We start from the raw sequence: 25,037 nt of genomic DNA on the forward strand, positions 1-25,037 counted from the left end.
TTCATTAATGGATAAATGAAAATAGTTTTTTTCTCCCACTCTAGAAATTGCTGCTATTATTTCCTCATCAGTTTGGCTGCCCTTTATAGCTATTTTTTAATTCCATCTTCATGAATTACGCCAAAAAGAACCGACTCTTTGAGTCCAATCGCATCAGGATAATAAAAGCTTGTGTAGCCAAGTTGCTCTGCCTTTTGGGCAACTCCATTAGATAGTACACGGTAACCGAATAAGCTTCGTTCTAATACTGCAGATAGTAGATACTCTTGCTCATTGGTTTGTTCATATAGCACAAAAGCATAACCATTTTGGTCATCTTCATGCAAAATATTAATGGGATCGTTGTGATAGTCATGCAAGACCTCTTCAACGCTTTTTTGAGTGGATAGATAAATCGTGACTAAACATAAGACGAATAAACCGAGGGAGAACTTTCTTTTGTTTGTCATAAAGGACACCTCTTTTCAGAAAAATTGGACGCATGCAAATTATAACCTCAACACTACCTCATTCTACCATACCGCATTTTTCCATTCAAACGATGCTATTACCGATAGCAATCGCAATATGACAAATGTCATTTTCAGTTCATGACATTAACTACTGCTCTAGACGCTCTCTAAATATTACAATAACACTAAGAAAAAAAGCCGATCATAGCAATTCGTTTTCATCTTGTGTTGGTGGGTAAACATTAATCATGGAGGATACGGTACATGTCTCTTTTAAAGGTAACAGAAATAACAAAAAAATTTAAAGCGAAAGTAGCACTTGATTGTTTCTCAATGGAATTGCAGGAAAATGAAGTATTAGGTGTCATCGGCCATAATGGGGCCGGGAAAACGACATTGTTTAAACTAATTCTTAATATGTATAAATCTGATCAAGGAGAAGTTCGTTTTAAACAAAAGAATTTTCATTTAAAAAATGATATCGGTTATTTGCCTGAGCAAAGAGGCTTATATGGAAAAACAAAGGTGTACGCGCAATTGCTTGCTTTTGGTTATCTAAAAGGGAAAAGTAAAACTGAACTAAAGAAGAATATTGATTATTGGATGAAGTTTTTTAAGGTTGAAAAAAGTAAAAATGAAATTTTAGCTAATCTCTCAAAAGGGAATCAACAAAAAATTCAATTCATCTCTTCTGTTATTCATAACCCCAAGCTACTGATTTTAGACGAGCCCTTTAGTGGTCTGGATTCAATTAATGTTGATCTGTTTATTAGAGCTATTCAAATTATGCAAGAGAATGGGAGTACAATTATCTATTCCAGCCATAAACTTGATAGCATTGAGCAGTTATCGACTCGCCTTCTTTTCTTAAAGAATGGTCGGAAAGTTTATCTGGATCCGGTTAAAGCTATTCAGGATCAGTATGGCTATCGATTGAAAGTTAAAAATGATTCCCTTACGGAGCAAATGCTCTTAGCGCATAATTTTACATATGAAGTAAAGAACGGTACATATGAAGTTTTCTTGCAAAAAAAACAAGATGCGGAAAGTATTGCTGCTCTTCTAACAGACTCATATACAGAAATGTTTATCGTAGAACAATGTAGTATTGAAGAAATCTTCAAACTTATTAATAAGGAGCGGGATAATGAAGAATAAATATTGGGCCTATAGTTATTTGTCTATTAAAACATTATTATTAAATAAGTCAATCCTGTTTGGGTTTGTGTTCAATTTGATAGTAGCGTTGATTGTAACGGTGTATTTAATTATTTTTGAGCCAGACATACAGTTCTTAGCCTCCTTTGATACTTTTTCTAAGAACTTTAGTAATGCACTAGGTGTATTGAATGTCATTATTATTATGATCGTCATCTTGTTGTTTACAAGCGTCAGTGCAATTATGCAAAGTGTGTTCGATGATCGAGACAGTAAGGTTTCTGAGATTATTAATACAAGTATTTCGGGGAAACACTATTTGTTTGGAAAGTCATTAACATCGTTTGCTTTAATTGTGATAACGCTGTTAAGTTCTTTGGTAGCCATCACGATAGCTATATTTGTGTTTTCCATCTTTAATCCGTATCACTTCGGTATATATTCGGATATATTAAAACCTTTGCTTTCACTAATAGACTGGAATACTCTGTTGTTTTTAATTGCTTGTCTAGGAATATGCGTGTTACTGGTGCTAACGTCTATTTTGTTTGCCTTAAGCATTTCGATAAAAGCTAGTAATATTATAGATGCGTTCCCTGTAGCCCTGCTTGTGTTAACGCCTTATTTTCTTGTGTTTGGTTTATTAATTTTTTTACCCGCGAATAATAGTGAGTTATGGCTGACTGTAGCAACATCAGCAAGCTTTATCCCAATATTATCGCCTTTATTTATATTAATTTTGGTCTTATTAGAAGGATTTTCTAGCGTAGTTTACTTGGCAATCCTTATTGCTCTCGTTTACTTAATAATATTGTTTAAAGGGGTAACGAATATTTATAGCTATGCCTTCTATGTAAATGATAAACTTACATTAATACATTTATTAAAGCTATCGGTCAACAAGAAGATTTAAGCTGAATGGAAGGTGGCGATTGAAAGATGTTTGGTGGGAAATTAGATTTAAGAATTTTCCCAAAAAGATATGGGTATTTTCCTTATGTGTTTCTTATTTATTTGTTATTTCCGGCATATTTAATCTCGCTTGAAAGCAATTGGATAATGGTTATTGGCTGGGGACTGTTAATTTTATTCTTGATTAGCTACAGACAAATCTATGTTTCAATTGAGTCAAGCGCGTTTTCCTATTGGCTTATTGTGCAAATCTTAATTATCTTTATGTTTACCTTATTTAATGTGAATAATATTTTCCTGGGCTATTTTCCCGCGTATTTTCTTAGTTGGTATCGGGATAATAAATCGTTTTATTTAGCTTATACGTGGTTTATCATATCACTTCTTCTAGCGCTAATTATTAATTATCAAAGCTTTATTAATGCTGGTTCCCTTTTTTATTTAATCTATCTTATGATCATGGTTATTGTGCCATTTGGTATTAAATCTATGAATAGTCGAATCGAGTTAGAAAAGAAGTTAACTGAAGCAAACGAAAGGATTGAAGAATTAATAAAAAGGGATGAAAGAATGCGGATCGCTCGTGATTTACATGACACGCTAGGTCACACATTCTCCTTGGTTACACTGAAAGCACAGCTTGTATCAAAGTTGGTGGATAAAGATGCCAAGCGGGCAAGAATAGAAGCGAGTGAGATTGAGCGAATATCTCGAATTGCCTTAACCCAAGTAAGAGAACTGGTTTCAGATATGAGATCTTTATCAATTGCAGAGGTCTTAGTAGAATCAGAAACCATTTTACAGTCTGCCGGTATTACTTTTCAGCTTAAGGGTGAAGGTATTGCAAATGATATACCAAGTATTTCACAAAATATACTAAGTATGTGCTTGAAAGAGGCAGTAACAAATGTCGTGAAGCATAGTGAGGCAAGAAATTGCTGTATAACGTTAAAGCAACTATCGGGAAAAATTCAACTTGTTATTGAGGACGATGGGATAGGCTTTGATAAAAAAGGCGTTAATGGTAATGGATTACATGGTATATCAGAAAGATTAGAACTTGTTGATGGTAAACTAGAGGTGCAGGTGGAACAAGGGTCAACACTAACTGTTACAATACCTATTGTAACGAAGAATAAGGAGGCTGCACTTTCATCATGATTAAAATCGTAATTGCAGAGGATCAACAGATGTTATGTGGTGCTCTCAAGGCATTGTTAAATTTAGAAGATGATCTGCAGGTTATTGGACAGGCTGGAAATGGTGAAGAAGCCTTAGCGAAGATTGTCGCTCTAAAGCCGGACGTTTGTCTTCTGGACATTGAGATGCCGGTACTAACTGGACTTGATGTCGCTGAGGAAATTAAGTCGCACAACACTGCTTGTAAAGTTATTATCCTAACAACTTTTGCGCGGCCAGGTTACTTTGAACGAGCGGTTAAAGTAGGTGTGAATGGCTATTTACTAAAAGATGGACCTAGTGATGATCTAGCAGTTTCTATTCGTCAAATTATGAAAGGAAAAGATCAATTTGCACCTGAATTAGTTTTTGGAAGTTTGCGAGATGGAAATCCGTTAACGAATAGAGAACAAGAAGTACTACGATTAGTTGCCGCAGGGAAGACGATAAAGGAAATTTCCAAACAGTTATATTTATCAACAGGAACACTACGCAATTATATGTCAGAAATAATTAATAAACTAGAAGCAAATAATCGCATAACAGCTATTGCTATTGCTGAAGAGAAGGGTTGGATTTGATCAGCTTAATGCAATGCCAAGATAAAGCGGTTATTAGCAAAAGATACGTCAAGAGATAGACGTATCTTTAAGCATCATTATTGACTGCTGTTAATTAATAACTCAAAGGTAACCTCATAATGATTTCCCGTTTCGCGATCAATAAACTGCCCAGTCGTTTGATTAAAGTTTTTGGCTTCGCTATATTAGCCGAATTCACGAACAATGCTACCATTAGTTAAAAATAACAACCGATAATCTGGCTTGGGAATGTCAAGGTCAGCAGTAGCTGTATAATTGGCAGCTTCTAATGCTTCTACTAAGTCGCTTATGTGTTCAGCATTAGTAATGTTACTGATCGCTTCAGCAGTGTCCCAGTCTTGGATAATAATTGCTGTAATTGTTGTGTTAGGAAAGAGATCGTTTTGTTGACATGCCATTAAGAAGAACATGGGTAAGCAGATAAACAATATGAGTGCTTTTAATTTACGCACAAATAGTCAACCTTTCAAAAGTTTTTTACAGTTAGCCAGACCTACATTTGCTAATAGGGTCACTCTACCTTTGTAACTAATTATTTTTTGTAAAACCATTAAGAGTAAAGTTTCTTCTTTTAAAATCATAAAACGAAGTACGTTTAATTATTATCTACCCTCTTTGTCATAGCTAAAACAAAAATTTAATAGAGCACGTAAACTTTAAATGCACTGGATCTAAATCGACTGATAACATCCAATCTTGCTTTGGCTAACAGAACGACACTTTTGGAGAAGCTTAAAAGTCATCAGGCATAGCCAATATCGTTTTCACAATCGTAAGCGCCTGCTCCTGAAGTGATGAAACAAGTGCGCGCTCATTTTGTGAATGCGGATCAGTACCGATCACACCTACCCCACATAATGTCGGAATGCCTTTGGCAGTTAGATAAGCACTATCTGAGCAGCCACCAACATACAATGGTTTCGGTTGATGATAGCCCAGTTCAGCTCGGGCATCATGGTAAAGCTGGAACAGTGCTGGTGTTTTTTCGGTTTCCTCCATTGCTAGAAAGGCAGCTTCCTTTGTCAACGTCGAAACTGTTTTATCGACAAATGCTTGATCATTAATGGCTTGCAATAACTGCTCGGCCTGTTCCAAGTCTGCATTTGTTTTAAAACGAACCCCGACCTTGAAGGTACACGCATCTGGAATGACATTTGTTCCAGTCCCGCCTTCAATTACCCCGCAATTATAGGTTGTACCATCGGGAGTTGTATGCTTTTCAATTTCAATCATTTTGTGAGCTGCTTCTTTGATTGCACTGGCACCACCTAACGGATCGTTACCGGCATGAGCAGAAATGCCTCTTATACCAAACCGATAAAAAGCGCCACCCTTTCGTTTTGTAATCACATCGCCACTTAATCGTGCACTTTCACAGGTGAATGCAGCTGCCGTAAAAGCTGTTTCCAAATCAAATACCTCAGCTCCTTGTCCCTGTGAGAGTTGATGGGCAACTTCCTCATCACCAGACAAGATCAGCTTGAGCTGTCGTTTGTCATAGCCAATGCTTGCTAACGCTTGAATAACGAACAGCGCAATGACAATTCCACCTTTACAGTCATAGGCACCTGGACCATGGAGAAAGCCATCGCGATAGGCAACCGGATCAGTCCCAAATGAGCCAACAGGCTGAACGGTATCCATGTGGGCAACGAGCACAATATTCGGAAGCTCGCTAGCAGGAGTAGAGGCAATTAAGCTGCTACCTGCATGGGCGAATGTGTACGTTTTTGTCTCAAGGTTAACTTTGTTACAATAATCCGTTAAGTAGCGCGCCACAGCATTGACTGCTTCAATATCCTGTGACGGACTCTCAATGCGAATGATGTCTTCCCATAAAGCAATCATTTCCTGCTGCTTTGCTGCTAAAAATGCTTTTGCTTGTGCTAGTTTGGTCACCCTTGTCACATCCTTTTTTCAATTAGTTTATCATAATTAGTCATCAGGCTGGTATTCAAGGATATCACCGGGCTGGCAATTTAGCTCCTGACAAATCGCTTCTAAGGTTGAAAAGCGAATCGCTTTTACTTTGCCAGTTTTTAAATTGGACAGATTCACGTTTGAGATGGCAATGGCATCAGCCAGGTCATTTAATTTCATCTTCTTATCTGCTAGTATACGGTCTAATCTTATAATAATCGCCATTTTGGTCCTCCACTATAGAGTTGTGTCGTATTCGTGCTGTAGAAACGACCCGTATTGAAAAATATGAGCCAATACGAGTAAAAATGCGCCAATGGTTAAAGCGGTAAAATTAATTAGTTCAATAGACATTGAGAATGTTCGTGTTGAAAAAAAGTACATGGCTAACGTAACCAGTAAGTCACTAAGTAAAGCATAAACGACAATTAACCAACCTAATCGCTTTAATCTTAGTGTGTTTTGTAAGATAAATGGTCCCTTCTCTTCGTACATGGTTAGTAAGATGTGTTTTAATTGATAGATTGCATAACTAAATAACGATAAGTAAATAAGCAGATTAAAAAATAATTGGACCAAAAAAGCAGCTTTAATATTAATTAGATGATCGGCAAAGCGAGGGAGGTGACGAAAGGAAACCGTTGAAAAGAAACTCGCGCCATTTTCCGTTAGGTCAGCACTTAATTGCCAATTATCTATTCCTTGTTCGATCGAGAAAGATTGAGCTGGTAAGAAGCTTGCCCATATAAGCATAACGAGCACAATAAAAAGGAACAGAAAGCTACCAGCCAAGACAAAATTTATTACTTGCAATACTCTATTTGTTGTTTGTTGCATTGAACTTACCGATTTTGCCATCAATACACACACCTTTCAATCTGAATGTATTTCCATTTTAAAATAAAAAGGACATAAATACAATTTAAAATTAATGATAATCATTAAAATTTTAATGTTATATGATATTTTAAAGGGTATATAATAGAATTAGCAAGTATGCTAAACTAGATAGATAAGTTAAGCAAACTTCTTGTTTAGTTTGGCTACAAACATAATTTTGTTGATTGAGAGGATGAAAGTATCGTGGCAAAAGCAATTTTACATAACGATTGGGCGGGTGTCCTTGGCAAAGAGTTTGAGCAAACCTATTATAAGCAATTACGTCAATTCCTCAAGCAAGAATACCAGACACAAACGATATATCCACACATGGATAATATCTTCAACGCCTTACACTACACCTCGTTTGAGCAGGTTAAGGTTGTCATTCTTGGACAGGACCCTTATCATGGGCCAAACCAAGCACATGGTTTAAGCTTTTCGGTAAAGCCAGAAGTGGCGATTCCGCCATCACTGCAAAATATGTATAAGGAGCTCCAAGCTGATTTAGGCTACTTCATCCCAACCCATGGCTATTTAGTGAAATGGGCCAAGCAAGGAGTTTTATTATTAAATAATGTGTTGACCGTGAGACAGGGACAAGCCCATTCACATAAGGGCAAGGGCTGGGAACAGTTTACTGATCGTGTAATTGAAAAGTTGAATGAGAAGCAAGAATCGGTTGTTTATTTACTGTGGGGGGCCGCGGCTCAGAAAAAGATTGCCTTAATAGATACAGACAAGCATTATACGATCAAGTCCCCACACCCAAGCCCACTCTCCGCGCACCGAGGCTTTTTTGGTAGCCAGCCATTCTCAAAGGCAAATGCATATCTACAGCAAGCTGGGCGTGAACCAATTGATTGGCAAATTACAGAGGAAGACAAGCAACTTTAAGATTAGGGTGCTTGTCTTTTTAGTGTTCTTATGCATGGTTTTTGGTAGATGATGTGTGGAATGCGTTAACGAGAAGGGTTAACGTAAACAAAGCACAATTATGGTTAAAGTCGTAGAGAAGCCCTTACCCAAAAACGGGTAAGGGCTACAGTATTTTAATTTTAGTGATCATCAATGAAGATATCAGGTTTAATCATGCCTTTATCCGTCAAATAGCGAATCTGGTAGGCACGCTTAGCTGTTTCTCCTAATTTTTCCAATAAATTATGGTTAGCATATGCGCCCGCAATTGCCCCGAAACCAGGAACAAATTGAAGTAGCTTGGCAAGGTCCATGTAATCGCGGTATTCTTGCTGGAAGCTGTACCAGTCAAGATCAGTCACAAAGGCTTTGTTTTCGTTCCAATTGTTAACCATTTGATAGGCATCACGTTGCTTTTGATCGCTAGAAAAGGCTAGTTGAAAGACATAGAGAATAAACATCCGTTCTTCATATTGATCAACGGGGTATCCATATACAACTGCAGCTTCAAATAAAAACTTAATCTTTATCGATAACAAGAGTGGGAAGTCGGTTAAAGCAAGGACGAATCCACCAACTCCGGTACCAGCACCCTCAATAACGGCTGCTTTTTGAAATGCTTTAAATTTTTCATGAAGTAATTGGTCTTTCTCATACAGGCTTTCACCAACCTGTTGTGTTTTATTTGTGGTGACGTAAGAGCCGACTAATGTCGCCTTAACCATCTGTTTAATACTTTCGGTAATAATATCATGCGCTTTTTGCGGAATCAGATTATTTAATTTAGCCTGTGCTTGCTTCGTCATTTGACTAAAAATACCTGGGCGCTTATCCAATTGCTTACGCCACTGTTCAATTTCTTTCAAGACAAGTTGTTCATACTCTGTCAAACTGATCACCTCGTTTGGCGTTTGCCTTTATTATAACAGATTGCGCACATCAAAAAAATTAAAGTCATATTTAAGTAGAGGAAATTAATACTGTAAAATTAATTAAAAGTAAAGGGTGTTAGTTTTATCGGTAAATAAATTCCAACCAATAAAGGAATTGATATAATCAAATTGATGATAAGGAGGTATAGTGACGATAAATGTGGAAAAGCCTGAATTACTGATCTTAGATGAACCAATGAAATGGATTAGATAAGCATGGTGTTCTTGAAATGCGTAAGCTATTTAAAAAACTGAAAGCAGAGGGCTTAACCATTATCCTACCATGCATTATGCAGAGGATATTTATGAGCTATGCGATACCGTATGTGAAATGGATAATGGGCAGTTAACTATTTTAGAGGATCATAGTCAATCAAGTCTTGCCTGAAAGCGTAATTGATAGAGAGAGACCAATACGCCAGCTAAAGTAAGGAGTAATAATAGAAGCAGCAGTGTGCCTTGTGCCTGTTCGTCAATAACCAAACTAACAACGGCGAATAGAAGGTAACCGAATCCAAGTAAGGTGAAATTGCGTCCGAAAATTTGGCTTACCTTTGTTTTGTCATGCTTTTTAGGATTAAAAACATTAATGACATCACCAGCTTTTTGTGAATAAATCACAGCTCCAAAAGCAATAAAGCCAATTCCAGCCAATCCTAATAAAATAAAAGTTTCCATAAATAACCCTCCATTCTATATAGTTATTCCCATTATAATACAGTGTTCATTCCTAGACAAATTCTTTACCTAAGTCAAATCAATAATGATACAATGAAGCTAATGATTTCGATCCGTTTGGACAAGCTAACGTTAACTTTAGGAGAATCAAGTGATGGACTTAACTAAAATTGTTGAAGGCAAAAAACTGAATGAGACAGAACTAACCATTTTAACCTATATTGTTGATCATATTGATACTGTACTTGATCAAGGTGTACGGACAGTGGCGAAAGAAAATTACACCTCACCCTCTGCTGTCATGCGCCTATCGAAAAAGCTGGGCTATAATGGTTTTGTTGATATGTATTATCAGCTTCTTCCACTGGTTAAGCGTCCTGATCAAGATGAGGAAATTAGGCATGAGGCTAATCCGCTTCATGATTATCATCGCTTCAATGACCCGTCCGCTATTGATGACTTTGTCGAGATACTTAGTGCCAATGTCGATCGCTACATTTTTCTTTATGCAACGGGTTTCTCGGGTATCATTGGCGAATATATGTATAAGAAATTTCTTGTTAATGGTCGACGCGTTTTATTTGCGAGCGGACAGGATTCTGTCGGTATCCTTGAAAATAACATTAACCATACTGGTGTATTTATTGCACTAACTAAATCAGGTGAAACAAAAAATATTATCGAAAAAATTAGCTATTGCAAAGCAAAGTCAATTCCAGTTGTCGTGTTTACCAATGAAATTGACAATAGCTGTTCAAAGCTGGCTGATATTGTTTTTCGAATTCATGATCCAGAAAAGCTCGATGATCGTCATATGCAATCAAATTACTTTTTCGCTGAGACAATGCTGTTGTTTGAGTATATCATGTCATTTATATAGCGTTTTGATAAGTCACCAGGCTGTAAATCCACAACAGCAGGTAATAAATCCGCGCGTAGGAGGATAAATTCGTGGCAGGAGGGTAGTATATCCGCGCGTTCGAGGATAAATCCGTGGCAGCAGCCAGTATATCCGCGCTTACAAGGATAAATCCGTGGCAGCAGGCAGTATATCCGTACGTATGCGGCTAAATCCGTGGCAGGAGGGTAGTATATCCGCGCTTACAAGGATAAATCCGTGGCAGCAGCCAGTATATCCGCGCTCACGAAGATAAATCCGTGACAGCAGGTATTAAATCCGTACGTATGCGGATAAATCCACGACTGAAGTTGCTAAATCCGCTCTAATAAAGTAGTGGCTACCATCTTAAACTAAAAAACCGAAACGTGTTTCTATTTATAGAGACACGTTTCGTTTATGCCTGAAACCCTTTTCATTGAATCCGTTATCACCTACACTGTGCTTAGACATTATTTAAATTATTTTTATTAAGGAGGCAGTTTTATGAAAGCAAAACTTATGGATAGTATGCAGCGTTTTTCAAAGGCAATGTTTGTGCCAATTCTTATTTTACCGATCGCGGGTATTTTGATTGCAATTGGGAATTTATTTACAAATGCACAATTATTAGAGCGCTTTCCGTTTTTAGATAATCCAATTACGACTGGCTTTGGTTCAATTTTATCGGGGTCACTTGTATCGGTTTTAACCAATCTTGGGTTAATCTTCTGTGTTGGGATTGCGTTAGGGCTCGCTAAGAAAAAGAAGGCGGAAGCAGCTTTTACATCATTGCTTGGTTTTCTTGTTTTTATTAATGCAATGAACCGATTTATGGATCTTACTGGAATATTAGTTGATAGTGATGCGCTTCGGGGATCAGGTCAAACCCTTGTCTTAGGTGTTCAGGTTCTAGATATGGGCGTATTCCTCGGTATTATTCTTGGAATTGTCACCGCTTATGTGCACAACAAATTTATTGATACTGAATTCAGTAATGCGTTTCAAGTATACGGTGGTGCACGGTTCGTCTTTATCTTGTTAATTCCAATCGTGGTGCTACTGGCAATTTTATTCACTTATATTTGGCCATTTTTCCAATCAGGTATTAATGCCTTAGGTGATTTTATGATGCAAGCGGGTAACTTTGGGATCTTCCTTTATGGAACTTTAGAGCGACTTCTTATCCCAACTGGATTGCATCACCTTGTTTACACCCCATTCTTGTATACATCACTTGGTGGCTTACAAGAGGTTGGTGGTCAAGTATTTGAAGGTGCGCGGAATATTTATTTTGCCGAGATTGCTGATAACAGTGTTAGTGTCTTGTCACAAACCGTTATTTGGGATGCACGTGGTATCTCAAAAATGTTTGGGTTAATTGGTGCCTGTTTGGCGATGTACCATACGGCTAAACCAGCCAATAAAGCGAAAGCAAAGGCAATTTTAATTCCGGCAGCAGTCACGTCATTTATTGCCGGAGTAACGGAACCAATTGAATTTTCATTCATGTTTATTTCACCAATCTTATTCGTTATTCACTCAGTTTTAAGTGGTCTTAGCATGGTGGTCTTAAATATTTTCAATGTCCGCGCAATTGGACCAAATGGGTTTATTGATTTCTTACTTTATAACGTGCCTTTAGGTACAGAGAAAACAAGTTGGCCAATGTTTATTGTTGTCGGGATAATCTTCTTTGTTCTTTACTATTTCTTGTTCAGATTCTTAATAAAACTATGGAATCTAAAAACAATTGGTCGTGAGGATGACGGAGCAGAAACACGTCTTTACTCAAAAGCTGATTATAAAGAGAAGGTAGAAGCAGGAAAAGGGGACAATGATCACGAAAAAGCACGTATCATTGTTGAAGCATTAGGTGGTAAGGATAATATAAAGACAGTCGATAATTGCTATACGCGACTAAGGCTGACTGTTGATAATCCAGATAGCGTTAATGAAACAGTCCTAAAGCAGGATACTGGCGCAAATGGTGTCATTAAGAAAGGGAAGAACGTTCAAGTGGTCTATGGTCTAAATGTAACCAAAGTCAGAGAGATCGTTGATCACTATTTAGGACGAGATAACTCAGAACAATAATTAAAGAAAAAGTAGAAAGGTAAGGGTGACAAACTATGAAGAAATTTTCCGTTGTAATCGCAGGTGGGGGAAGTACATTTACACCAGGTATCGTGATGATGATGCTTGATCATCTTGATCGCTTTCCACTACGTAAATTAAAGCTCTATGATAATGATGGTGACCGCCAATCAGTTCTAGGTGAGGCACTTGAGATTTTATTAAAGGAACAGGCACCTGAGGTTGAGTTTAGCTACACGACTGATCCAAAGGAAGGCTTTGAGGATATTGACTTTTGCATGGCCCATATTCGGGTTGGCAAGTACGAAATGCGTGAACAGGATGAGAAGGTGCCATTGAAGCACGGTGTAATCGGCCAAGAAACCTGTGGACCAGGTGGGATCGCATATGGTATGCGTAGTATTACCGGGATGCTAGAGATTATTGATTACATGGAACAGTATTCACCAGATGCCTGGATGCTTAATTACTCAAATCCAGCTTCTATCGTTGCTGAAGCATGCCGGATTTTAAGACCCGATTCCAAGGTGCTTAATATTTGTGATATGCCTGTTGGCACACTGCGTCGGATGTCACAGATTATCGAAAAAACACCAGCAGAACTCGAGGTGCGCTATTTCGGTCTAAATCACTTCGGTTGGTGGACCAGCGTTAAGGATAGAGAAGGTAATGAGTACATTGATCAAATCCGTGCTTACGTGGCTGAAAATGGCTACCTTACTCAGGTTGAGGTCGATACGCAGCATACCGATCCGAGCTGGCAGGAAACGCATAAGAAAGCAAAGGATTTGTTGGCTGTTAATCCAAGGTATCTGCCAAATACCTATTTAAAATATTATTTGTATCCTGATTATGAATTTGAAAAAGCAACGCCAGATTTCACCCGAGCAAATGAAGTCATGGCAGGACGGGAAAAGAAGGTCTTTTCAGCAGCGCGTGCCATTATTGAAAAAGGCACAGCGGTTGATAGTGGCTTTGAAATTGATGCCCATGCTTCTTTTATTGTTGATTTAGCCCGTGCCATTGCTTTTAACACACATGAGCGGATGTTAATGATTGTTGAGAACAATGGCGCAATTGCGAACTTCCCTGATGATGCAATGGTTGAAGTGCCGTGTCTTGTTGGAACCGATGGACCCGAGCCATTAGCACAAGGTAAGATTCCTGAGTTTGAGCAGGCATTAATGTACCAACAGCTAACCGTCGAGAAGCTTGTTGTCCAAGCTTATATTGAAAAGAGCTATCAAAAGCTCTGGCAAGCCCTGACGCTATCAAAAACCGTACCAAGTGCTAAGGTAGCAAAAGATTTACTTGATGATTTAATTGAAGTGAACAAGGATTACTGGCCAGAATTAAGTTAGTACTAGAAAAAAGCAAGTGCTGAGGCACTTGCTTTTTTTTGTTGTGCGTTCAGGAGGGTGCTATACAACGGACTTATTAAAGAAAGCTACCCACCTGAATTAGACAAATTATTTCAAATAAATATTAGTGACGAATAGAAAAGGAAAGCGATGTTTCTCCTTTAATTACGCATTTGCTGTTAATAAAATGGGCATTAGGATAAAAAAACTAATTAGAGTTAGTTAAACGCTAGCTCACAAATTATGATAAACTGGCTAAAAAGCATGAAATCTTGGAGGAATATGATGAGTCGTAGCGAACGAGCAATTTTCACTAATATGTGTATGATTTATGATGACAAGGGCCATGTACTTGTTCAGGATCGGATTAGCAAGACATGGCCTGGGATTACTTTTCCTGGTGGTCATATTGAAAAGGGCGAATCATTTGTCCAAGCAGTTGTTCGAGAGGTTTGGGAAGAAACAGGCCTTACCATTAAGTCACCCGAGCTCTGTGGGATTAAACAATTTCAAACAAATGAGGACGAGCGTTATGTCGTTCTATTGTATAAGACAAATCAATTTGCAGGTGAGCTTATCTCTTCAGCAGAGGGTGAGGTTTATTGGCTACCTCGACAAGATTTATTAAATCACAAGCTGGCACCAGACTTCGCAGCGATGGTTCAAGTTATGGAGGATGGTGAGCTTAGCGAGTTTTTTTACGAACGTGAAGCGGAGCAGGTTAAGCTACATTTATTCTAAGTCTGACTTAAGTTCCTTCTCTTCCATGTGTGCAATGTGAGCAAGTCCCCATTGATGCATACGATCTAAGATTGGCTGTAAAGTCTGACCATGAGCAGTTATCGCATATTCTACACGTGGTGGTACCTCCGGATAGACTGTTCTTGAAATGATATCATGTGACTCCAATTCCCGTAGTTGTTTCGTCAGCATTTTTTGTGTAATTTCGGGAATGGCCTGTTTAATTTCGGTGAAGCGCATCGGGCTGTTTGCTAATAAATTTAACAGGATAATTGGCTTCCATTTCCCCACAAGCACTTCTAGGGGCTCACTAACCATACAATAATTCGGAATGATCTTGTCCATATGTTTACGTTTCTTCCAATAGTATCTTTTTGGATATTATAGCACTTTTAAGTACCTACTTCAAAAAAGAAACGATTGTGTTTATACTGAAATTAGACTAAAAGGAGTGAGGTACAATGACGGAAAATAATCGACATGTTATGCCTAAATTCGAGCCAAGCAAAGGCTTGGAATTTGGTATTTATACGTTAGGTGATCATTTACCTAATCCACACACAGGGAAGCGGATTTCAGCGGAACAACGTTTAAAAGAAATTGTTGAAATGGCTCAGCTTGCTGAACAGGCTGGAATTGATGTCTTTCAGGTTGGTGAATCGCATCAAGACTATTTCGTTACCCAATCGCATCTAATTGTCTTGGCAATGGTCGCACAAGCAACTAATCAAATAAAAATCACCTCGGGAGCAACGATTATTAGCACCTCAGATCCTGTCCGCGTGTTTGAGGACGCTGCGACTATTGATTTGTTGTCAAATGGTCGGATGGAGATCATAGCAGGGCGGGCATCACGGGTTGGTTTGTTTGAATTACTTGGCTATAATTTAGCTGACTACGAGCAATTATTTGAAGAAAAATTCGAATTGTTATTAAAAATAAATGAAAATGAAGTTGTCGATTGGGCGGGAGAATTTCGCAAACCGCTGAAACATGCCCATGTACTGCCACGGCCAAATAATGCGGCGCAAGGGTTGCCAATCTGGCGTGCAGTTGGGGGTTCGCTTGACTCCGCTCAAAAAGCTGGGCGACTTGGGGTGCCAATGTACCAAGCCCATCTGGGTGGTCCTGCGTCTGTTTTTAAAGAACGGATTGACCTATATCGGACAACGGCACAATCGTCTGGTCATCAAGCTGATCAGCTCCCCGTCGCAACGGGAGGATTCTTCTATGCCCATGAGGATATGATGGAGGCTTATCGCGCTTATTATCCGCATATTAACGAGGGGATGAAGAAGACAAATGGGAGCGGTTTTCCAAAGCAAGCCTTTGCACAAGGTCAGGATTATCGTAGTGTCATTAATGTTGGTGATCCGCAATTGATTGTCGAGAAATTACTTTATCAGCATGAATTATTCGGTAATCAGCGCTATGTCGGTCAGCTTGACTTCGGTGGTGTCAGCATGGATGAGATCAAACGAAATATTACCTTAATTGGCGAGCGAATCTTGCCTGAGATAAGAAAGCATACTATGAAGAAATAAGGAGGAGATCATGTGAATATTCTAATCCTGTCGGGTTCCAATATAGGTAGTAAAACACGAGTGGTTGCTCAATATGCCTATGATAGCTTAACGAGCAGATATGGCGCTGATCATTCGTTACAATTTATTGATTTAAAGGAAAAGGATCTGGTTTTTAGTGATGGACGAAACTATTTAGATTATCAAGGTGACACTGCTGAAGTAACGCAAGCCATCATGTCAGCTGACGTCATTATTTTTGCTAGTCCAATTTTTCAGGCCGCTATTCCTGCTACTTTGAAAAATGTTTTTGACTTACTCCCGCAAAATGCGCTTCAATATAAAACCTGTAGCATCATTATGACAGCAGGATCGGACAAGCATTACCTCATTGCTGAGCAGCAATTAAAGCCAATTCTTAGTTATATGAAAGCAAACGTCCTGCCGAATTACGTCTTTGCTGTTGCAACTGATTTTGACCATGGTCGCATTGTTAATGATGATGTTCATTTTAGAATTGAGAAATTAGTCGAGGATACCATTGTACTTGCCCGTAGTTATCAGCAAATTTGGCAAGATCAAGAAGAACAATACGGATTCTAATCGCGTTAAAGAGCAATATGTGAGCGGGTGAATGCCTGCTCACTTTTTTAATGTAACTTTTTAAAAAAATGGAAACTTTCTCATTATATCAAGCGACTAATTATAAAAAGGGGCTGATTTTCTTTGAAGAAAATTGGATTTATTGTGGCGGTAAGTATGCTATTAATTGCCTGTCAATCAACTGATCAAGCAGACGATCATGACCTTGAAGTGGCGCTCGATTTTACCCAATACAGCGTGGCGAGGTATCTTAAAGCTAGTGAAATCGTCATTAATGAGCAGGACATGGTGAAAGAACTAGCGAGTGTTTTAGCGGGCGCAGTTCAAGAACCAGGGGCTGTTAATATGGCTGAACCAGAGTATGAGATAAGCCTTCACTATGATAGTAAAGAGTCTGAACAGCTTTTTTTATGGATTAATAATGGATACAACAGTACCTTAATGAGGTCTAGCAATACAGAAACGATTTATTCCGTGTCCGCAGAACAGACTGAGCAATTAAAGACGTTAGTGGCCGATCAACTTGAACAAACGGTGCATTATTCACAGGTTAGCATAAGTAGAATTGGAAGTGGTGGAACGGTGACGTATACAGATGAGCAAATAGTCACTGAGCTCGAGCAAATTTTTGCAGATGCTGTTCAACAACCGGGCATTACTGATATGGTTTCCCCGAATTATGAAGTAAAGTTTGACAACGAAGCAGGGGCATCCAGCGCCTATTTTCTCTGGACGGGTGAGGCGGGAGAAGAGCGCGCAATGATGGTTAAATCCGATACACATACGCTTTACCTAATTGATCCTTCAAAAAGTGACCGTCTTATGGAATTAATTGACGAGCAATTTTAAGCTGTCCCCAAGCTACTGTAGAGTAGGTAATTGGTTTATATTATAGCTATGCATTAACATTAAGATTTTTATAAAGGGTGTTAAAATGACCAAATTAATTTTTCAACAACAACACAGCGATCAAGTAGACTTGTTAGGTATTGCTGTGCAGCATTCATTATCAGAAGATAAACAGTTTAACATAGTAGATAGAATGATTGAGTTAGTCGCTGGTAAGAGTGAGCAAGACGTAGCTATTTATTTAGTGCAAATTTATGAAGAGGATTATGAACCTGGAAAACAACTTATTACGTTTGTGGGTGCAGAGGCATCACCTGTATTTAGTGATCGTCTTCAAAAGCTAGCTATTCCAGCAGGTAGGTTCATCTACACGGAGAATGTAAGGTTAGAAAATATTGATGATACTTATGTGCAGAGCTATGCTTTTTTTGCGGAAAATGATCATACGATTGTGGCAAACTTTGATTTTGAAAAAATAAACAGCCAATATGATGAAAGCAGCTTATTCTTTCCACTTCAAAGCAATGAAATTGTTGTTAATCATTATTTAGACTTATCAGAGTTCTTAAAGGAATATAAAACCGATTAGGCTGGCATATATCGTGCTAAGGAGAACGCAATTAACGTTTATCTGTTTCTTTGCTAGTAAACTTAATAATCTGTGCCTGAGCACCAGACTCAATAAGTAATAAAGAGTAGATGATAAAAATAGCCACACTGCCAAATAATAAACTTATTTTACCTAGATGGTGGTCTAATTAAGTAAAATCCACATCTTGATAACTTCCTGCTATCATTTCTACTTGTTTGTTGTAATTTATTTTTAACATAAAATCAGCTGATTATTCGCTTTGAAAAAAATGACTACTAAACTTCTGCATCGTAAAAGCCCTTCATCTCAACTAGATAAAGGGCTTCTTCACAATAAAGCTATAAGCTAATCTCATCTTTACCAGACACCTTCATAAACAATAACAATGATAGGACGGTAAAGATCATTAAAATCGTTGATAGGGCTGCCGCAATGCCGTAATTACCGCGAATAACTTCAGTGTAGATTGCAACGGTAACTGTTCTGGTGTTGACGGTATACAGCAGGATTGAAGTTGATAATTCAGAAATCATGGTGATCCAACTAAGGATTGCACCAGCGATAATACCAGGCATCATCATCGGAACCGTAATCTTAAAGAACGTATTCAGCTTGCTACTCCCTAAGCTTTGTGCTGCTTCTTCAATGGATGGTGAGATCTGATGAAGAGAGGCAACTGACGACCGGATCGTATAAGGTAAGCGCCGGACAGCAAAGGAAATCACTAAAATCATTGTCGTTCCCGTGATTGATAACATCCCGGTCCCACCAATACCGGTGTTGTATGATGTTAAATAAGCGATCCCTAAAACGGTACCTGGAACAATGTAAGGGATCATACTCAAGCTATCGATGGTTGATGTCACCGCATTACGTCTCCGAACAGCTAAATAAGATATGAAGACAGCGAATAAGACAACCAAAATGATTGCAAAAAAGGGAATTCTTAATGTGTTAAAGATGGAATTACCCATTCGTGAAAATGCTGCACGATAGCTATTTAAAGAGTATCCAGATTGAAAGACCATCCCACTTGTATTTTGGAATGAGGTATAGACAAGGTAGAGCTGCGGCAGCACTGCTGTTAACACAATCCCGTAGCTTGCTAGATAAACGAGTACCTTCTTAATACCAGAAACTTTCTTTGTTCGAACAGGATGTAGTGCATTCATTGAAAACGCAAAGCGTAAAGATACAATTTGTTGCAACATGAAAATCGACAGTGCAATCACGATAGCAATAACTGCTAAGGCTGAGGCAAAGGCAGCATCACCACCAACCTCACTAATAAATTCAGTATAAATTAATACTGGGAAAGTACGATAACCTTCACCAATTAACATCGGCGTACCAAAGTCAGAGAATGCCCGCATAAAGACAAGCAATGCACCAGCTAATACAGTAGGCATTAGTAGTGGAAGAACAACCTTGAAGAAGCGGCTGATCCCTGTGACCCCCATGCCTTCTGCTGCCTCGAGAATCGATTGATCAATACTTTTAAATGCACCGTTAACATAAAGAAAGATTAACGGGAATAGCTGCAAGGTGAATACAAGCACAATGCCTGAAAAACCATAAATATCAGGCATTTGCACGCCGAGAATGTTACTTAAGAAGCTCGTGATTACACCGCTTCTACCGAGTAAGAGAATCCAAGAGTAGGCACCGATAAACGGTGCTGACATTGAAGCAATAATAATTAATATTCTTAGAAATTTCTTCCCTTTAAAATCAAACATCGCAAATAAATAAGCGAGTAATATCCCAATAATTAAAGCAAAAATAGTTGCAGTGATCGAAACTTTGAAACTATTAAACAACGTATTTGAATAATAACTCATGGAAAAGAATTTAGAAAATTGCTCAAGCGAGAAGCCTAACTCACTCGTATAAAACGATTGCTTTAAGATATTCCCTACCGGGTAGACAAGAAAGAGCAGGTAGCATACTAGAATGACTAAGCCAGCAATACCCCAAATATCTAACCGAAACCGTCTCGTGTTTTTGGTTTGTTTCATTACTTCACCTCCGAAAGGTTAGTTAACCCGTCGGTACAATAGACATTAATCTTATTCGTATTAACCGTTAAGTGAACACGATCGCCAACAATTAAGTCCTCATCAAAGCTTGATTCTTCTGTAACCTGGATATGATGTTTATCTGTTAAAGCCACAACGTATTCGGTGTTCAGCCCAAGATAGACACTATCCTCAATTCTAACTTCAAATGTATCTACTGAAGCGGCATCCTCAACCCGAATAAAGTCTTCTGGTCGAATACTAATTCGGACTTGTTGATCGTCAAGATGGTTTAATCTTGGATAGGGCACGATGAAACCGTTTTGTAGCTGAAGTTCAGCAAGCCCTTGTTCGTTATGCTTGAGCTCAGCATTAAGCATGTTGGTTCGCCCAATAAAGGACGCAACGAACTCATTAGCTGGGCGATGGTATAATGATTTAGGTGAACCGACTTGCTGGACAATACCATCCTTCATAACGGCAATTTGATCAGAGATAGCCATTGCTTCCTCCTGATCATGGGTCACGTAAACAGTGGTGATGCCAACTTCTCTTTGAATTTCACGGATAGCCTGTCTCATATCGACTCTTAGCTTTGCGTCTAAATTACTTAACGGCTCATCCATTAATAAAACGTCGGGGTTAATCGCTAATGCGCGAGCCAAGGCAACACGTTGTTGCTGCCCACCACTTAATTGTTCTGGCTTACGATCCATAAACTTTTCCATCTGTATGAGTTTTAAATACTTCTCAGCCCGTTCTCTAACTACTCCTTTGTCAAGCTTACGCTGTTTTAAACCAAACTCGACATTCTCACGTACAGTAAGGTGTGGGAAAATCGCATAGTTTTGGAAAACCATCCCGATATTCCGTTTGCTGGGCTCTGAATCATTAATGCGCTTCTCGCCAAAGTAGAAATCGCCACCTTCGATTGAGTTAAACCCGGCAATCATTCTTAAAAGTGTTGTTTTACCACAGCCGGAGGGGCCAAGTAACGTGAATAATGACCCCTCTTTGATGGTAATGTTTAAATCCGGTATGACAACTGCATCACCAAAAACTTTTTTTGCGTGTTCTATTTTTATCTGTGTCATAGCAATCTGCCCCCTTATTAATTCGATTGAATCTGAACAAAGATTTCATTGTAACGGTCAACAATATCTTGTCGATTTTCTGAGACAAAATCCATGTCTTCATCTAATGCATTGATATCGGCAAATGGCTTCATTACATCATTCGTTTCGACATCTTCACGAACGGGACGGTTTGTAGTTGTTGTTGATAGGACATTTTGAATCTCTTGTGAAATAATAAAGTCGATAAATTTCTCGGCATACTCTTGATTATTGGCACCTTTAATAATGGCTGCGTTTGCTGGAAGGAATACCACGCCTTCTTCAGGATAGATAAGTTCAACATTAGCCCCATCTTCAATTAATTTAGCAACAGGGTCTTCATAAGATAGCCCAACCGCCATTTCGCCATCAGCTACTGCGCGATAGACATTACTGGAGCTTGAGCTAATTTTGCCATCAATGTTGGTATACAATTCTTCTACATAGTTCCAAGCCTCATCTGATTCGTAACCACCTTTAGCTAGTAGCATGTTTGTTAATTGTGCAAATGCACTAGATGAGTTGGCTGGGTCGCCAGATGAAATCTTGCCTTGTAACTCTGGATTTAGTAAGTCTTCATAGCTATTAATTTCAATATCACCCAGAATATCGCGATTTGCTACCAATACACTACCATCTAGGGTATAAGGCGTATAAAATCCTGTCGAATTACGGTATGAATCGATAACATTACCATCCTCTGATGATACATACTCCTCAAATAAATCAGTATGCATGGAAAACTGTGTATAGCCACCACCGAAAACAATATCTGCTACAGGAGAGTCTTTCTCACTTTCTAATTTGGCGAATAACTCACCTGTTCCTGCTTGAATAAGGTCCACTTGAATATCGTATTTCTCTTCAAATGCTGGGATAGTGGCGTTAATTAACCCCTCTGAGTTAGGTGAATAGATCACTAATCGATCAGCGCTGCCTTCCTCATTTGCACATCCGACTAGTAAAGTAATTAACCCAATAAATGCAATTGCCAGTAATAATTGTTTTCTTAACGCTTTCATAATTTTCTCCCCTTTATCTTGTGATACCTTGATTATACTTAATTGAATGCGTTTTCATATCCGAAAATCGCCCAATAAAGGGGAATATCCTATAGTTTTTCGAGAAAGTCTTTGGTGCTCATTCCGATATACTTTTTGAATACTTTGTTGTAGTATTTGTATTCACTAAATCCGCAGTCTTCAGCGATCTCGTAAACCTTTTTTTCCCCTTTTAAGATAAATTCAATGGATTTTCGAATCCGATAACGGTTTAAATAGTCATTAAAAGTCGTATGCACTTCTTTTTTAAAGCGGTCGTGAAGTAAGGCTGAGCTATAGCCAATCGCTTTTGAGACATCATCAAAGACGAATTTCTCACTATAGTGATCCCGGATGAATTGAATCATTTCATTAACAACTTCATCATGTACTTGATGTCGTTTCACCTCATTGGCTTGAAGTTCATCTAGTGCTTCTTGAGAGTATGACAATTGCTTAATAATCTTTAGTTGCTGTGCTTGCAAAATAGCGCGTTCTAATGCTTCGTAGAGCTCACGTTCATTAATCGGTTTGACAATAAATTCAGTAACACCAAATTTAATCGCTTTTTGTGCATTCGAAAATTCATTGTAGCTAGATAAAATAATGGTACAGTAGCTGTAATCAAGCGTTTCCTCTAGCATGTCAAAGGCATTTTTGATTGGCATATTAATATCGGTTAGGACGATATCAGGTTCGAGCTCTTTAATTAGCTTAGTTCCTTCCTCACCATCGCGTGCTTCGCCGACCACCAGACAATTATATTTCTCATAATCTAAGCCATAGACGAGACGCTTACGAATCAGCGCTTCATCTTCTACAATGATTACTTTATACATAGTGGCCACCTCTCATTCTTATTTCTATTATCGTGCACCGACACTTCGTTTTGACCACAAAACGAGCATGTTCATACATTAATGATAAGCGTTGCTTTGTATTAATGAGTCCATGATGCTGGTCAGGCTTAGTTGTAGTGGTTAACATTGTATTCAACTGAGTCGCTTGGTCACTTGATAGGTTTCCGCCATTATCGATCACGCGAATTATAATATCACCATGGCTTCCCCTATGAATGGCTATAAGCATCTTTAAGTCACGTCGAAACTTGAAGCCATATTTTAAGCTATTCTCAATTAACGGTAACAGTAGCAACTTAGGCACGCGTAAGTTTTTAAGATCGTGGTCAATTTTAAATTTATAGGTGAAATCTTCATAGCGAATTTGATTTACGATTAAATAATTCTCTATATAGACCAGATCATCCTGTAAAGGCAAGTCGACCCTTTTTTCGCTAATACTATAGCGCAGGATGTCGTTCATCCGTGTTAGTAATTCTTCCGCTAAACTGGTATCAACATAAATAGCTGACCGAATAGTCTCTAACGTATTCGCGAGAAAATGGGGATGGAACTGCGCTTCTAGTTTCCGACGCTCTGATTCCAAATTCAATTCGCTGAGCTTAATATTACGATCATGGGCACTTTGTAATTCGGCAAGCACCTTGTTAATATTCTCTGCCAGTGTTTCAAATTCATCCTCGGTTTTAATTGAGATACGATGGCTAGGGCTCTTACTCACTTGCATTAATTGATCGTAAAGCAAATAAAGGGAATGGCCCATTTTTGTAGAGGCTTTTTTTGAAAAAATATATGTCTGTAAAGAAATAAAAAGGGATAGGATGGCAAGGACAATTAAACTTGTGAAGAAAACCCCTGCATAGCTCTGATTGCTTACATATGCTGTAATCGTTATGTTTGAAAAGGGTCGTGTCTCCTTATGATTTATGTCATTATTTAAATTTAGTTTTCCCGTCGTCGTGTGAACGATACTAGTTGAGCTTGCAGACAGAACATTATCGTACTGATCATAGATGACATAATTGGTAGAAGTGTCCTCCCTTAACAATTGAAATTCTCTGCCATCAATAACGGAGACAGCGTAGCCAATGATAGCTTGGTCAATAATTGGCAGGACATATAGTAAGTAGGTAGATTGATTTGATTGATAAACTCTTAGTGCGCCTGTTTCCTGAAGTGGCGCTTCATTATCAATAACGATGCTTAGAAAATGAAAAAGGGCATAGTCTGTTTCAAAGATTGGGTTGGTATGTAACACTAACGCTAACGCTTCATCAAAAACTAACAGATCACTTTTCATCTGTTGCCGGGCATTAAAGCTGTAGAACGAGCTAAACACATTTCTTGAATCAGATTCTCCAGTTAGAAAACGGATGAACACATCCTTGGAAACGGCGTAGAGCTCCTGCTGATTGGTGGTTATGACATGCTTTAAGCTACTGCTATAGTGATCTAGGGTATTATTAAGGCGGTAATTTCTCATATTATAATTAAAAAAACTGACCGTGATAATGGTAATGATAATCATCAGCGTAATAATCTTAAATGAAAACTTTAAGATGTCTACTCTAATTTTTGCCTCGAATCTTTTTAACTTCATTCTGCTCCCTCTCTTCACTTCCTGCTACTTTAACTCAACAGGTTAAATGATTGCTCTTATTCTATCTGAACAATTAGTTAAAAAGCAATACGCTTTAACGATTCTGTACTAGAATAATGTAGCTTTAAGCT

26 protein-coding genes are annotated in these 25,037 nt (G+C 38.4%); 13 read left to right on the plus strand and 13 right to left on the minus strand.

The features are described from left to right. Positions 1 to 89: 89 nt before the first annotated feature. On the minus strand, positions 90 to 449 hold the full coding sequence (locus BM000_RS05860) for a hypothetical protein (protein ID WP_091495810.1): 360 nt from the start codon (positions 447 to 449) through the stop codon (positions 90 to 92). 267 nt (positions 450 to 716) lie between these two features. Between BM000_RS05860 and BM000_RS05865 the strand changes: the two genes are divergently transcribed. From BM000_RS05865 to BM000_RS05880, 4 genes are read left to right on the plus strand one after another with little or no spacing between them, the layout of a single operon-like run. Further along, positions 717 to 1,610: an ABC transporter ATP-binding protein gene (locus BM000_RS05865; protein WP_091495812.1), complete on the plus strand. Its 894-nt coding sequence runs from the start codon at positions 717 to 719 to the stop codon at positions 1,608 to 1,610. Next, positions 1,600 to 2,523 (plus strand): ABC transporter permease family protein, encoded by a 924-nt coding sequence (locus BM000_RS05870; protein ID WP_091495814.1) that lies wholly within the window; start codon positions 1,600 to 1,602, stop codon positions 2,521 to 2,523. The genes BM000_RS05865 and BM000_RS05870 overlap by 11 nt, the downstream gene beginning before the upstream one ends. Before the next feature lie 26 nt (positions 2,524 to 2,549). Further along, positions 2,550 to 3,683, plus strand: a complete 1,134-nt coding sequence (locus BM000_RS05875; protein WP_091495816.1) for a sensor histidine kinase — start codon at positions 2,550 to 2,552, stop codon at positions 3,681 to 3,683. Then, entirely contained in the window at positions 3,680 to 4,282 is a 603-nt protein-coding gene (locus tag BM000_RS05880; protein ID WP_091495818.1) for a response regulator transcription factor, read from the plus strand. The genes BM000_RS05875 and BM000_RS05880 overlap by 4 nt, the downstream gene beginning before the upstream one ends. Before the next feature lie 185 nt (positions 4,283 to 4,467). Here BM000_RS05880 and BM000_RS05885 read toward each other — a convergent pair whose 3' ends face one another. From BM000_RS05885 to BM000_RS05900, 4 genes are all read right to left on the minus strand, one after another. Continuing rightward, entirely contained in the window at positions 4,468 to 4,755 is a 288-nt protein-coding gene (locus BM000_RS05885; protein WP_091495820.1) for a hypothetical protein, read from the minus strand. 280 nt (positions 4,756 to 5,035) lie between these two features. After that, a complete protein-coding gene (locus tag BM000_RS05890; RefSeq protein ID WP_091495822.1) occupies positions 5,036 to 6,202 on the minus strand; it encodes a M20/M25/M40 family metallo-hydrolase in 1,167 nt (388 codons plus the stop codon). 36 nt (positions 6,203 to 6,238) lie between these two features. Then, complete coding sequence (locus tag BM000_RS05895; RefSeq protein ID WP_091495824.1) at positions 6,239 to 6,448, minus strand: helix-turn-helix domain-containing protein; 210 nt, start codon at positions 6,446 to 6,448, stop codon at positions 6,239 to 6,241. 12 nt (positions 6,449 to 6,460) lie between these two features. Then, entirely contained in the window at positions 6,461 to 7,081 is a 621-nt protein-coding gene (locus BM000_RS05900) for a DUF2975 domain-containing protein (protein WP_091495826.1), read from the minus strand. A 225-nt stretch (positions 7,082 to 7,306) separates the two neighbouring features. Here BM000_RS05900 and BM000_RS05905 point away from each other — a divergent pair, with 225 nt between their 5' ends. Then, positions 7,307 to 7,999: a uracil-DNA glycosylase gene (locus tag BM000_RS05905; protein ID WP_091495828.1), complete on the plus strand. Its 693-nt coding sequence runs from the start codon at positions 7,307 to 7,309 to the stop codon at positions 7,997 to 7,999. A 161-nt stretch (positions 8,000 to 8,160) separates the two neighbouring features. Here BM000_RS05905 and BM000_RS05910 read toward each other — a convergent pair whose 3' ends face one another. Both BM000_RS05910 and BM000_RS05915 read right to left on the minus strand, forming a co-directional pair. After that, positions 8,161 to 8,910: an EcsC family protein gene (locus BM000_RS05910; protein WP_091495830.1), complete on the minus strand. Its 750-nt coding sequence runs from the start codon at positions 8,908 to 8,910 to the stop codon at positions 8,161 to 8,163. Between the two features lie 411 nt (positions 8,911 to 9,321). Next, positions 9,322 to 9,630 carry a hypothetical protein gene (locus BM000_RS05915; protein WP_091495832.1) on the minus strand — a complete coding sequence of 103 codons (309 nt, stop codon included), beginning with the start codon at positions 9,628 to 9,630 and terminating at the stop codon, positions 9,322 to 9,324. 154 nt (positions 9,631 to 9,784) lie between these two features. On the opposite strand from BM000_RS05915, the gene BM000_RS05920 reads away from it, so the two are divergent. The 4 genes from BM000_RS05920 (at position 9,785) to BM000_RS05935 (ending at position 14,706) form a co-directional block, all read left to right on the plus strand. Then, complete coding sequence (locus tag BM000_RS05920) at positions 9,785 to 10,510, plus strand: MurR/RpiR family transcriptional regulator (protein ID WP_245751591.1); 726 nt, start codon at positions 9,785 to 9,787, stop codon at positions 10,508 to 10,510. Between the two features lie 504 nt (positions 10,511 to 11,014). Then, a complete protein-coding gene (locus BM000_RS05925; RefSeq protein ID WP_091495836.1) occupies positions 11,015 to 12,604 on the plus strand; it encodes a PTS transporter subunit EIIC in 1,590 nt (529 codons plus the stop codon). 35 nt (positions 12,605 to 12,639) lie between these two features. Then, entirely contained in the window at positions 12,640 to 13,965 is a 1,326-nt protein-coding gene (locus tag BM000_RS05930) for a 6-phospho-alpha-glucosidase (protein WP_091495838.1), read from the plus strand. 285 nt (positions 13,966 to 14,250) lie between these two features. Next, positions 14,251 to 14,706 carry an 8-oxo-dGTP diphosphatase gene (locus BM000_RS05935; protein WP_091495840.1) on the plus strand — a complete coding sequence of 152 codons (456 nt, stop codon included), beginning with the start codon at positions 14,251 to 14,253 and terminating at the stop codon, positions 14,704 to 14,706. Here BM000_RS05935 and BM000_RS05940 read toward each other — a convergent pair. Then, positions 14,698 to 15,051, minus strand: a complete 354-nt coding sequence (locus BM000_RS05940; RefSeq protein WP_091495841.1) for a winged helix-turn-helix transcriptional regulator — start codon at positions 15,049 to 15,051, stop codon at positions 14,698 to 14,700. The two genes, BM000_RS05935 and BM000_RS05940, sit on opposite strands and share 9 nt — an antisense overlap. 116 nt (positions 15,052 to 15,167) lie before the next feature. Here BM000_RS05940 and BM000_RS05945 point away from each other — a divergent pair, with 116 nt between their 5' ends. From BM000_RS05945 to BM000_RS05960, 4 genes are all read left to right on the plus strand, one after another. Beyond that, positions 15,168 to 16,250, plus strand: coding sequence for an LLM class flavin-dependent oxidoreductase (locus BM000_RS05945; protein WP_425425164.1), 1,083 nt, complete (start codon positions 15,168 to 15,170; stop codon positions 16,248 to 16,250). A 12-nt stretch (positions 16,251 to 16,262) separates the two neighbouring features. After that, a complete protein-coding gene (locus BM000_RS05950; RefSeq protein ID WP_091495843.1) occupies positions 16,263 to 16,832 on the plus strand; it encodes an NADPH-dependent FMN reductase in 570 nt (189 codons plus the stop codon). Between the two features lie 123 nt (positions 16,833 to 16,955). Further along, positions 16,956 to 17,681, plus strand: a complete 726-nt coding sequence (locus tag BM000_RS05955; RefSeq protein ID WP_091495844.1) for a YhfM domain-containing protein — start codon at positions 16,956 to 16,958, stop codon at positions 17,679 to 17,681. Positions 17,682 to 17,766: 85 nt separating this feature from the next. Beyond that, positions 17,767 to 18,270, plus strand: coding sequence for a hypothetical protein (locus BM000_RS05960; RefSeq protein ID WP_091495845.1), 504 nt, complete (start codon positions 17,767 to 17,769; stop codon positions 18,268 to 18,270). Positions 18,271 to 18,611: 341 nt separating this feature from the next. Here BM000_RS05960 and BM000_RS05965 read toward each other — a convergent pair whose 3' ends face one another. From BM000_RS05965 to BM000_RS05985, 5 genes are all read right to left on the minus strand, one after another. Continuing rightward, positions 18,612 to 20,291, minus strand: coding sequence for an ABC transporter permease (locus BM000_RS05965; RefSeq protein ID WP_091495847.1), 1,680 nt, complete (start codon positions 20,289 to 20,291; stop codon positions 18,612 to 18,614). Then, entirely contained in the window at positions 20,291 to 21,385 is a 1,095-nt protein-coding gene (locus BM000_RS05970) for an ABC transporter ATP-binding protein (protein ID WP_091495849.1), read from the minus strand. The genes BM000_RS05965 and BM000_RS05970 overlap by 1 nt, the downstream gene beginning before the upstream one ends. Before the next feature lie 17 nt (positions 21,386 to 21,402). After that, entirely contained in the window at positions 21,403 to 22,428 is a 1,026-nt protein-coding gene (locus BM000_RS05975; protein WP_091495851.1) for an extracellular solute-binding protein, read from the minus strand. 89 nt (positions 22,429 to 22,517) lie between these two features. Further along, positions 22,518 to 23,285 (minus strand): response regulator transcription factor, encoded by a 768-nt coding sequence (locus tag BM000_RS05980; protein WP_091495853.1) that lies wholly within the window; start codon positions 23,283 to 23,285, stop codon positions 22,518 to 22,520. Continuing rightward, positions 23,278 to 24,906 carry a sensor histidine kinase gene (locus BM000_RS05985; RefSeq protein ID WP_091495855.1) on the minus strand — a complete coding sequence of 543 codons (1,629 nt, stop codon included), beginning with the start codon at positions 24,904 to 24,906 and terminating at the stop codon, positions 23,278 to 23,280. Before BM000_RS05985 ends, BM000_RS05980 begins: the two co-directional genes overlap by 8 nt. Positions 24,907 to 25,037: the final 131 nt, after the last annotated feature.

Source organism: Amphibacillus marinus, from assembly GCF_900110345.1.
Lineage (GTDB): Bacteria > Bacillota > Bacilli > Bacillales > Amphibacillaceae > Amphibacillus_D > Amphibacillus_D marinus.

Bases quoted from the DNA above. Each gene is read 5' to 3' on its own strand.
- BM000_RS05920 (WP_245751591.1), top strand. From the start codon at position 9,785: ATGGACTTAACTAAAATTGTTGAAGGCAAAAAACTGAATGAGACAGAA.
- BM000_RS05880 (WP_091495818.1), top strand. From the start codon at position 3,680: ATGATTAAAATCGTAATTGCAGAGGATCAACAGATGTTATGTGGTGCT.
- BM000_RS05965 (WP_091495847.1), bottom strand. From the start codon at position 20,291: ATGAAACAAACCAAAAACACGAGACGGTTTCGGTTAGATATTTGGGGT.
- BM000_RS05925 (WP_091495836.1), top strand. From the start codon at position 11,015: ATGAAAGCAAAACTTATGGATAGTATGCAGCGTTTTTCAAAGGCAATG.
- BM000_RS05930 (WP_091495838.1), top strand. From the start codon at position 12,640: ATGAAGAAATTTTCCGTTGTAATCGCAGGTGGGGGAAGTACATTTACA.
- BM000_RS05870 (WP_091495814.1), top strand. From the start codon at position 1,600: ATGAAGAATAAATATTGGGCCTATAGTTATTTGTCTATTAAAACATTA.
- BM000_RS05860 (WP_091495810.1), bottom strand. From the start codon at position 449: ATGACAAACAAAAGAAAGTTCTCCCTCGGTTTATTCGTCTTATGTTTA.
- BM000_RS05935 (WP_091495840.1), top strand. From the start codon at position 14,251: ATGAGTCGTAGCGAACGAGCAATTTTCACTAATATGTGTATGATTTAT.
- BM000_RS05945 (WP_425425164.1), top strand. From the start codon at position 15,168: ATGACGGAAAATAATCGACATGTTATGCCTAAATTCGAGCCAAGCAAA.
- BM000_RS05915 (WP_091495832.1), bottom strand. From the start codon at position 9,630: ATGGAAACTTTTATTTTATTAGGATTGGCTGGAATTGGCTTTATTGCT.
- BM000_RS05960 (WP_091495845.1), top strand. From the start codon at position 17,767: ATGACCAAATTAATTTTTCAACAACAACACAGCGATCAAGTAGACTTG.
- BM000_RS05875 (WP_091495816.1), top strand. From the start codon at position 2,550: ATGTTTGGTGGGAAATTAGATTTAAGAATTTTCCCAAAAAGATATGGG.
- BM000_RS05865 (WP_091495812.1), top strand. From the start codon at position 717: ATGTCTCTTTTAAAGGTAACAGAAATAACAAAAAAATTTAAAGCGAAA.
- BM000_RS05985 (WP_091495855.1), bottom strand. From the start codon at position 24,906: ATGAAGTTAAAAAGATTCGAGGCAAAAATTAGAGTAGACATCTTAAAG.
- BM000_RS05970 (WP_091495849.1), bottom strand. From the start codon at position 21,385: ATGACACAGATAAAAATAGAACACGCAAAAAAAGTTTTTGGTGATGCA.
- BM000_RS05940 (WP_091495841.1), bottom strand. From the start codon at position 15,051: ATGGACAAGATCATTCCGAATTATTGTATGGTTAGTGAGCCCCTAGAA.
- BM000_RS05900 (WP_091495826.1), bottom strand. From the start codon at position 7,081: ATGGCAAAATCGGTAAGTTCAATGCAACAAACAACAAATAGAGTATTG.
- BM000_RS05975 (WP_091495851.1), bottom strand. From the start codon at position 22,428: ATGAAAGCGTTAAGAAAACAATTATTACTGGCAATTGCATTTATTGGG.
- BM000_RS05895 (WP_091495824.1), bottom strand. From the start codon at position 6,448: ATGGCGATTATTATAAGATTAGACCGTATACTAGCAGATAAGAAGATG.
- BM000_RS05980 (WP_091495853.1), bottom strand. From the start codon at position 23,285: ATGTATAAAGTAATCATTGTAGAAGATGAAGCGCTGATTCGTAAGCGT.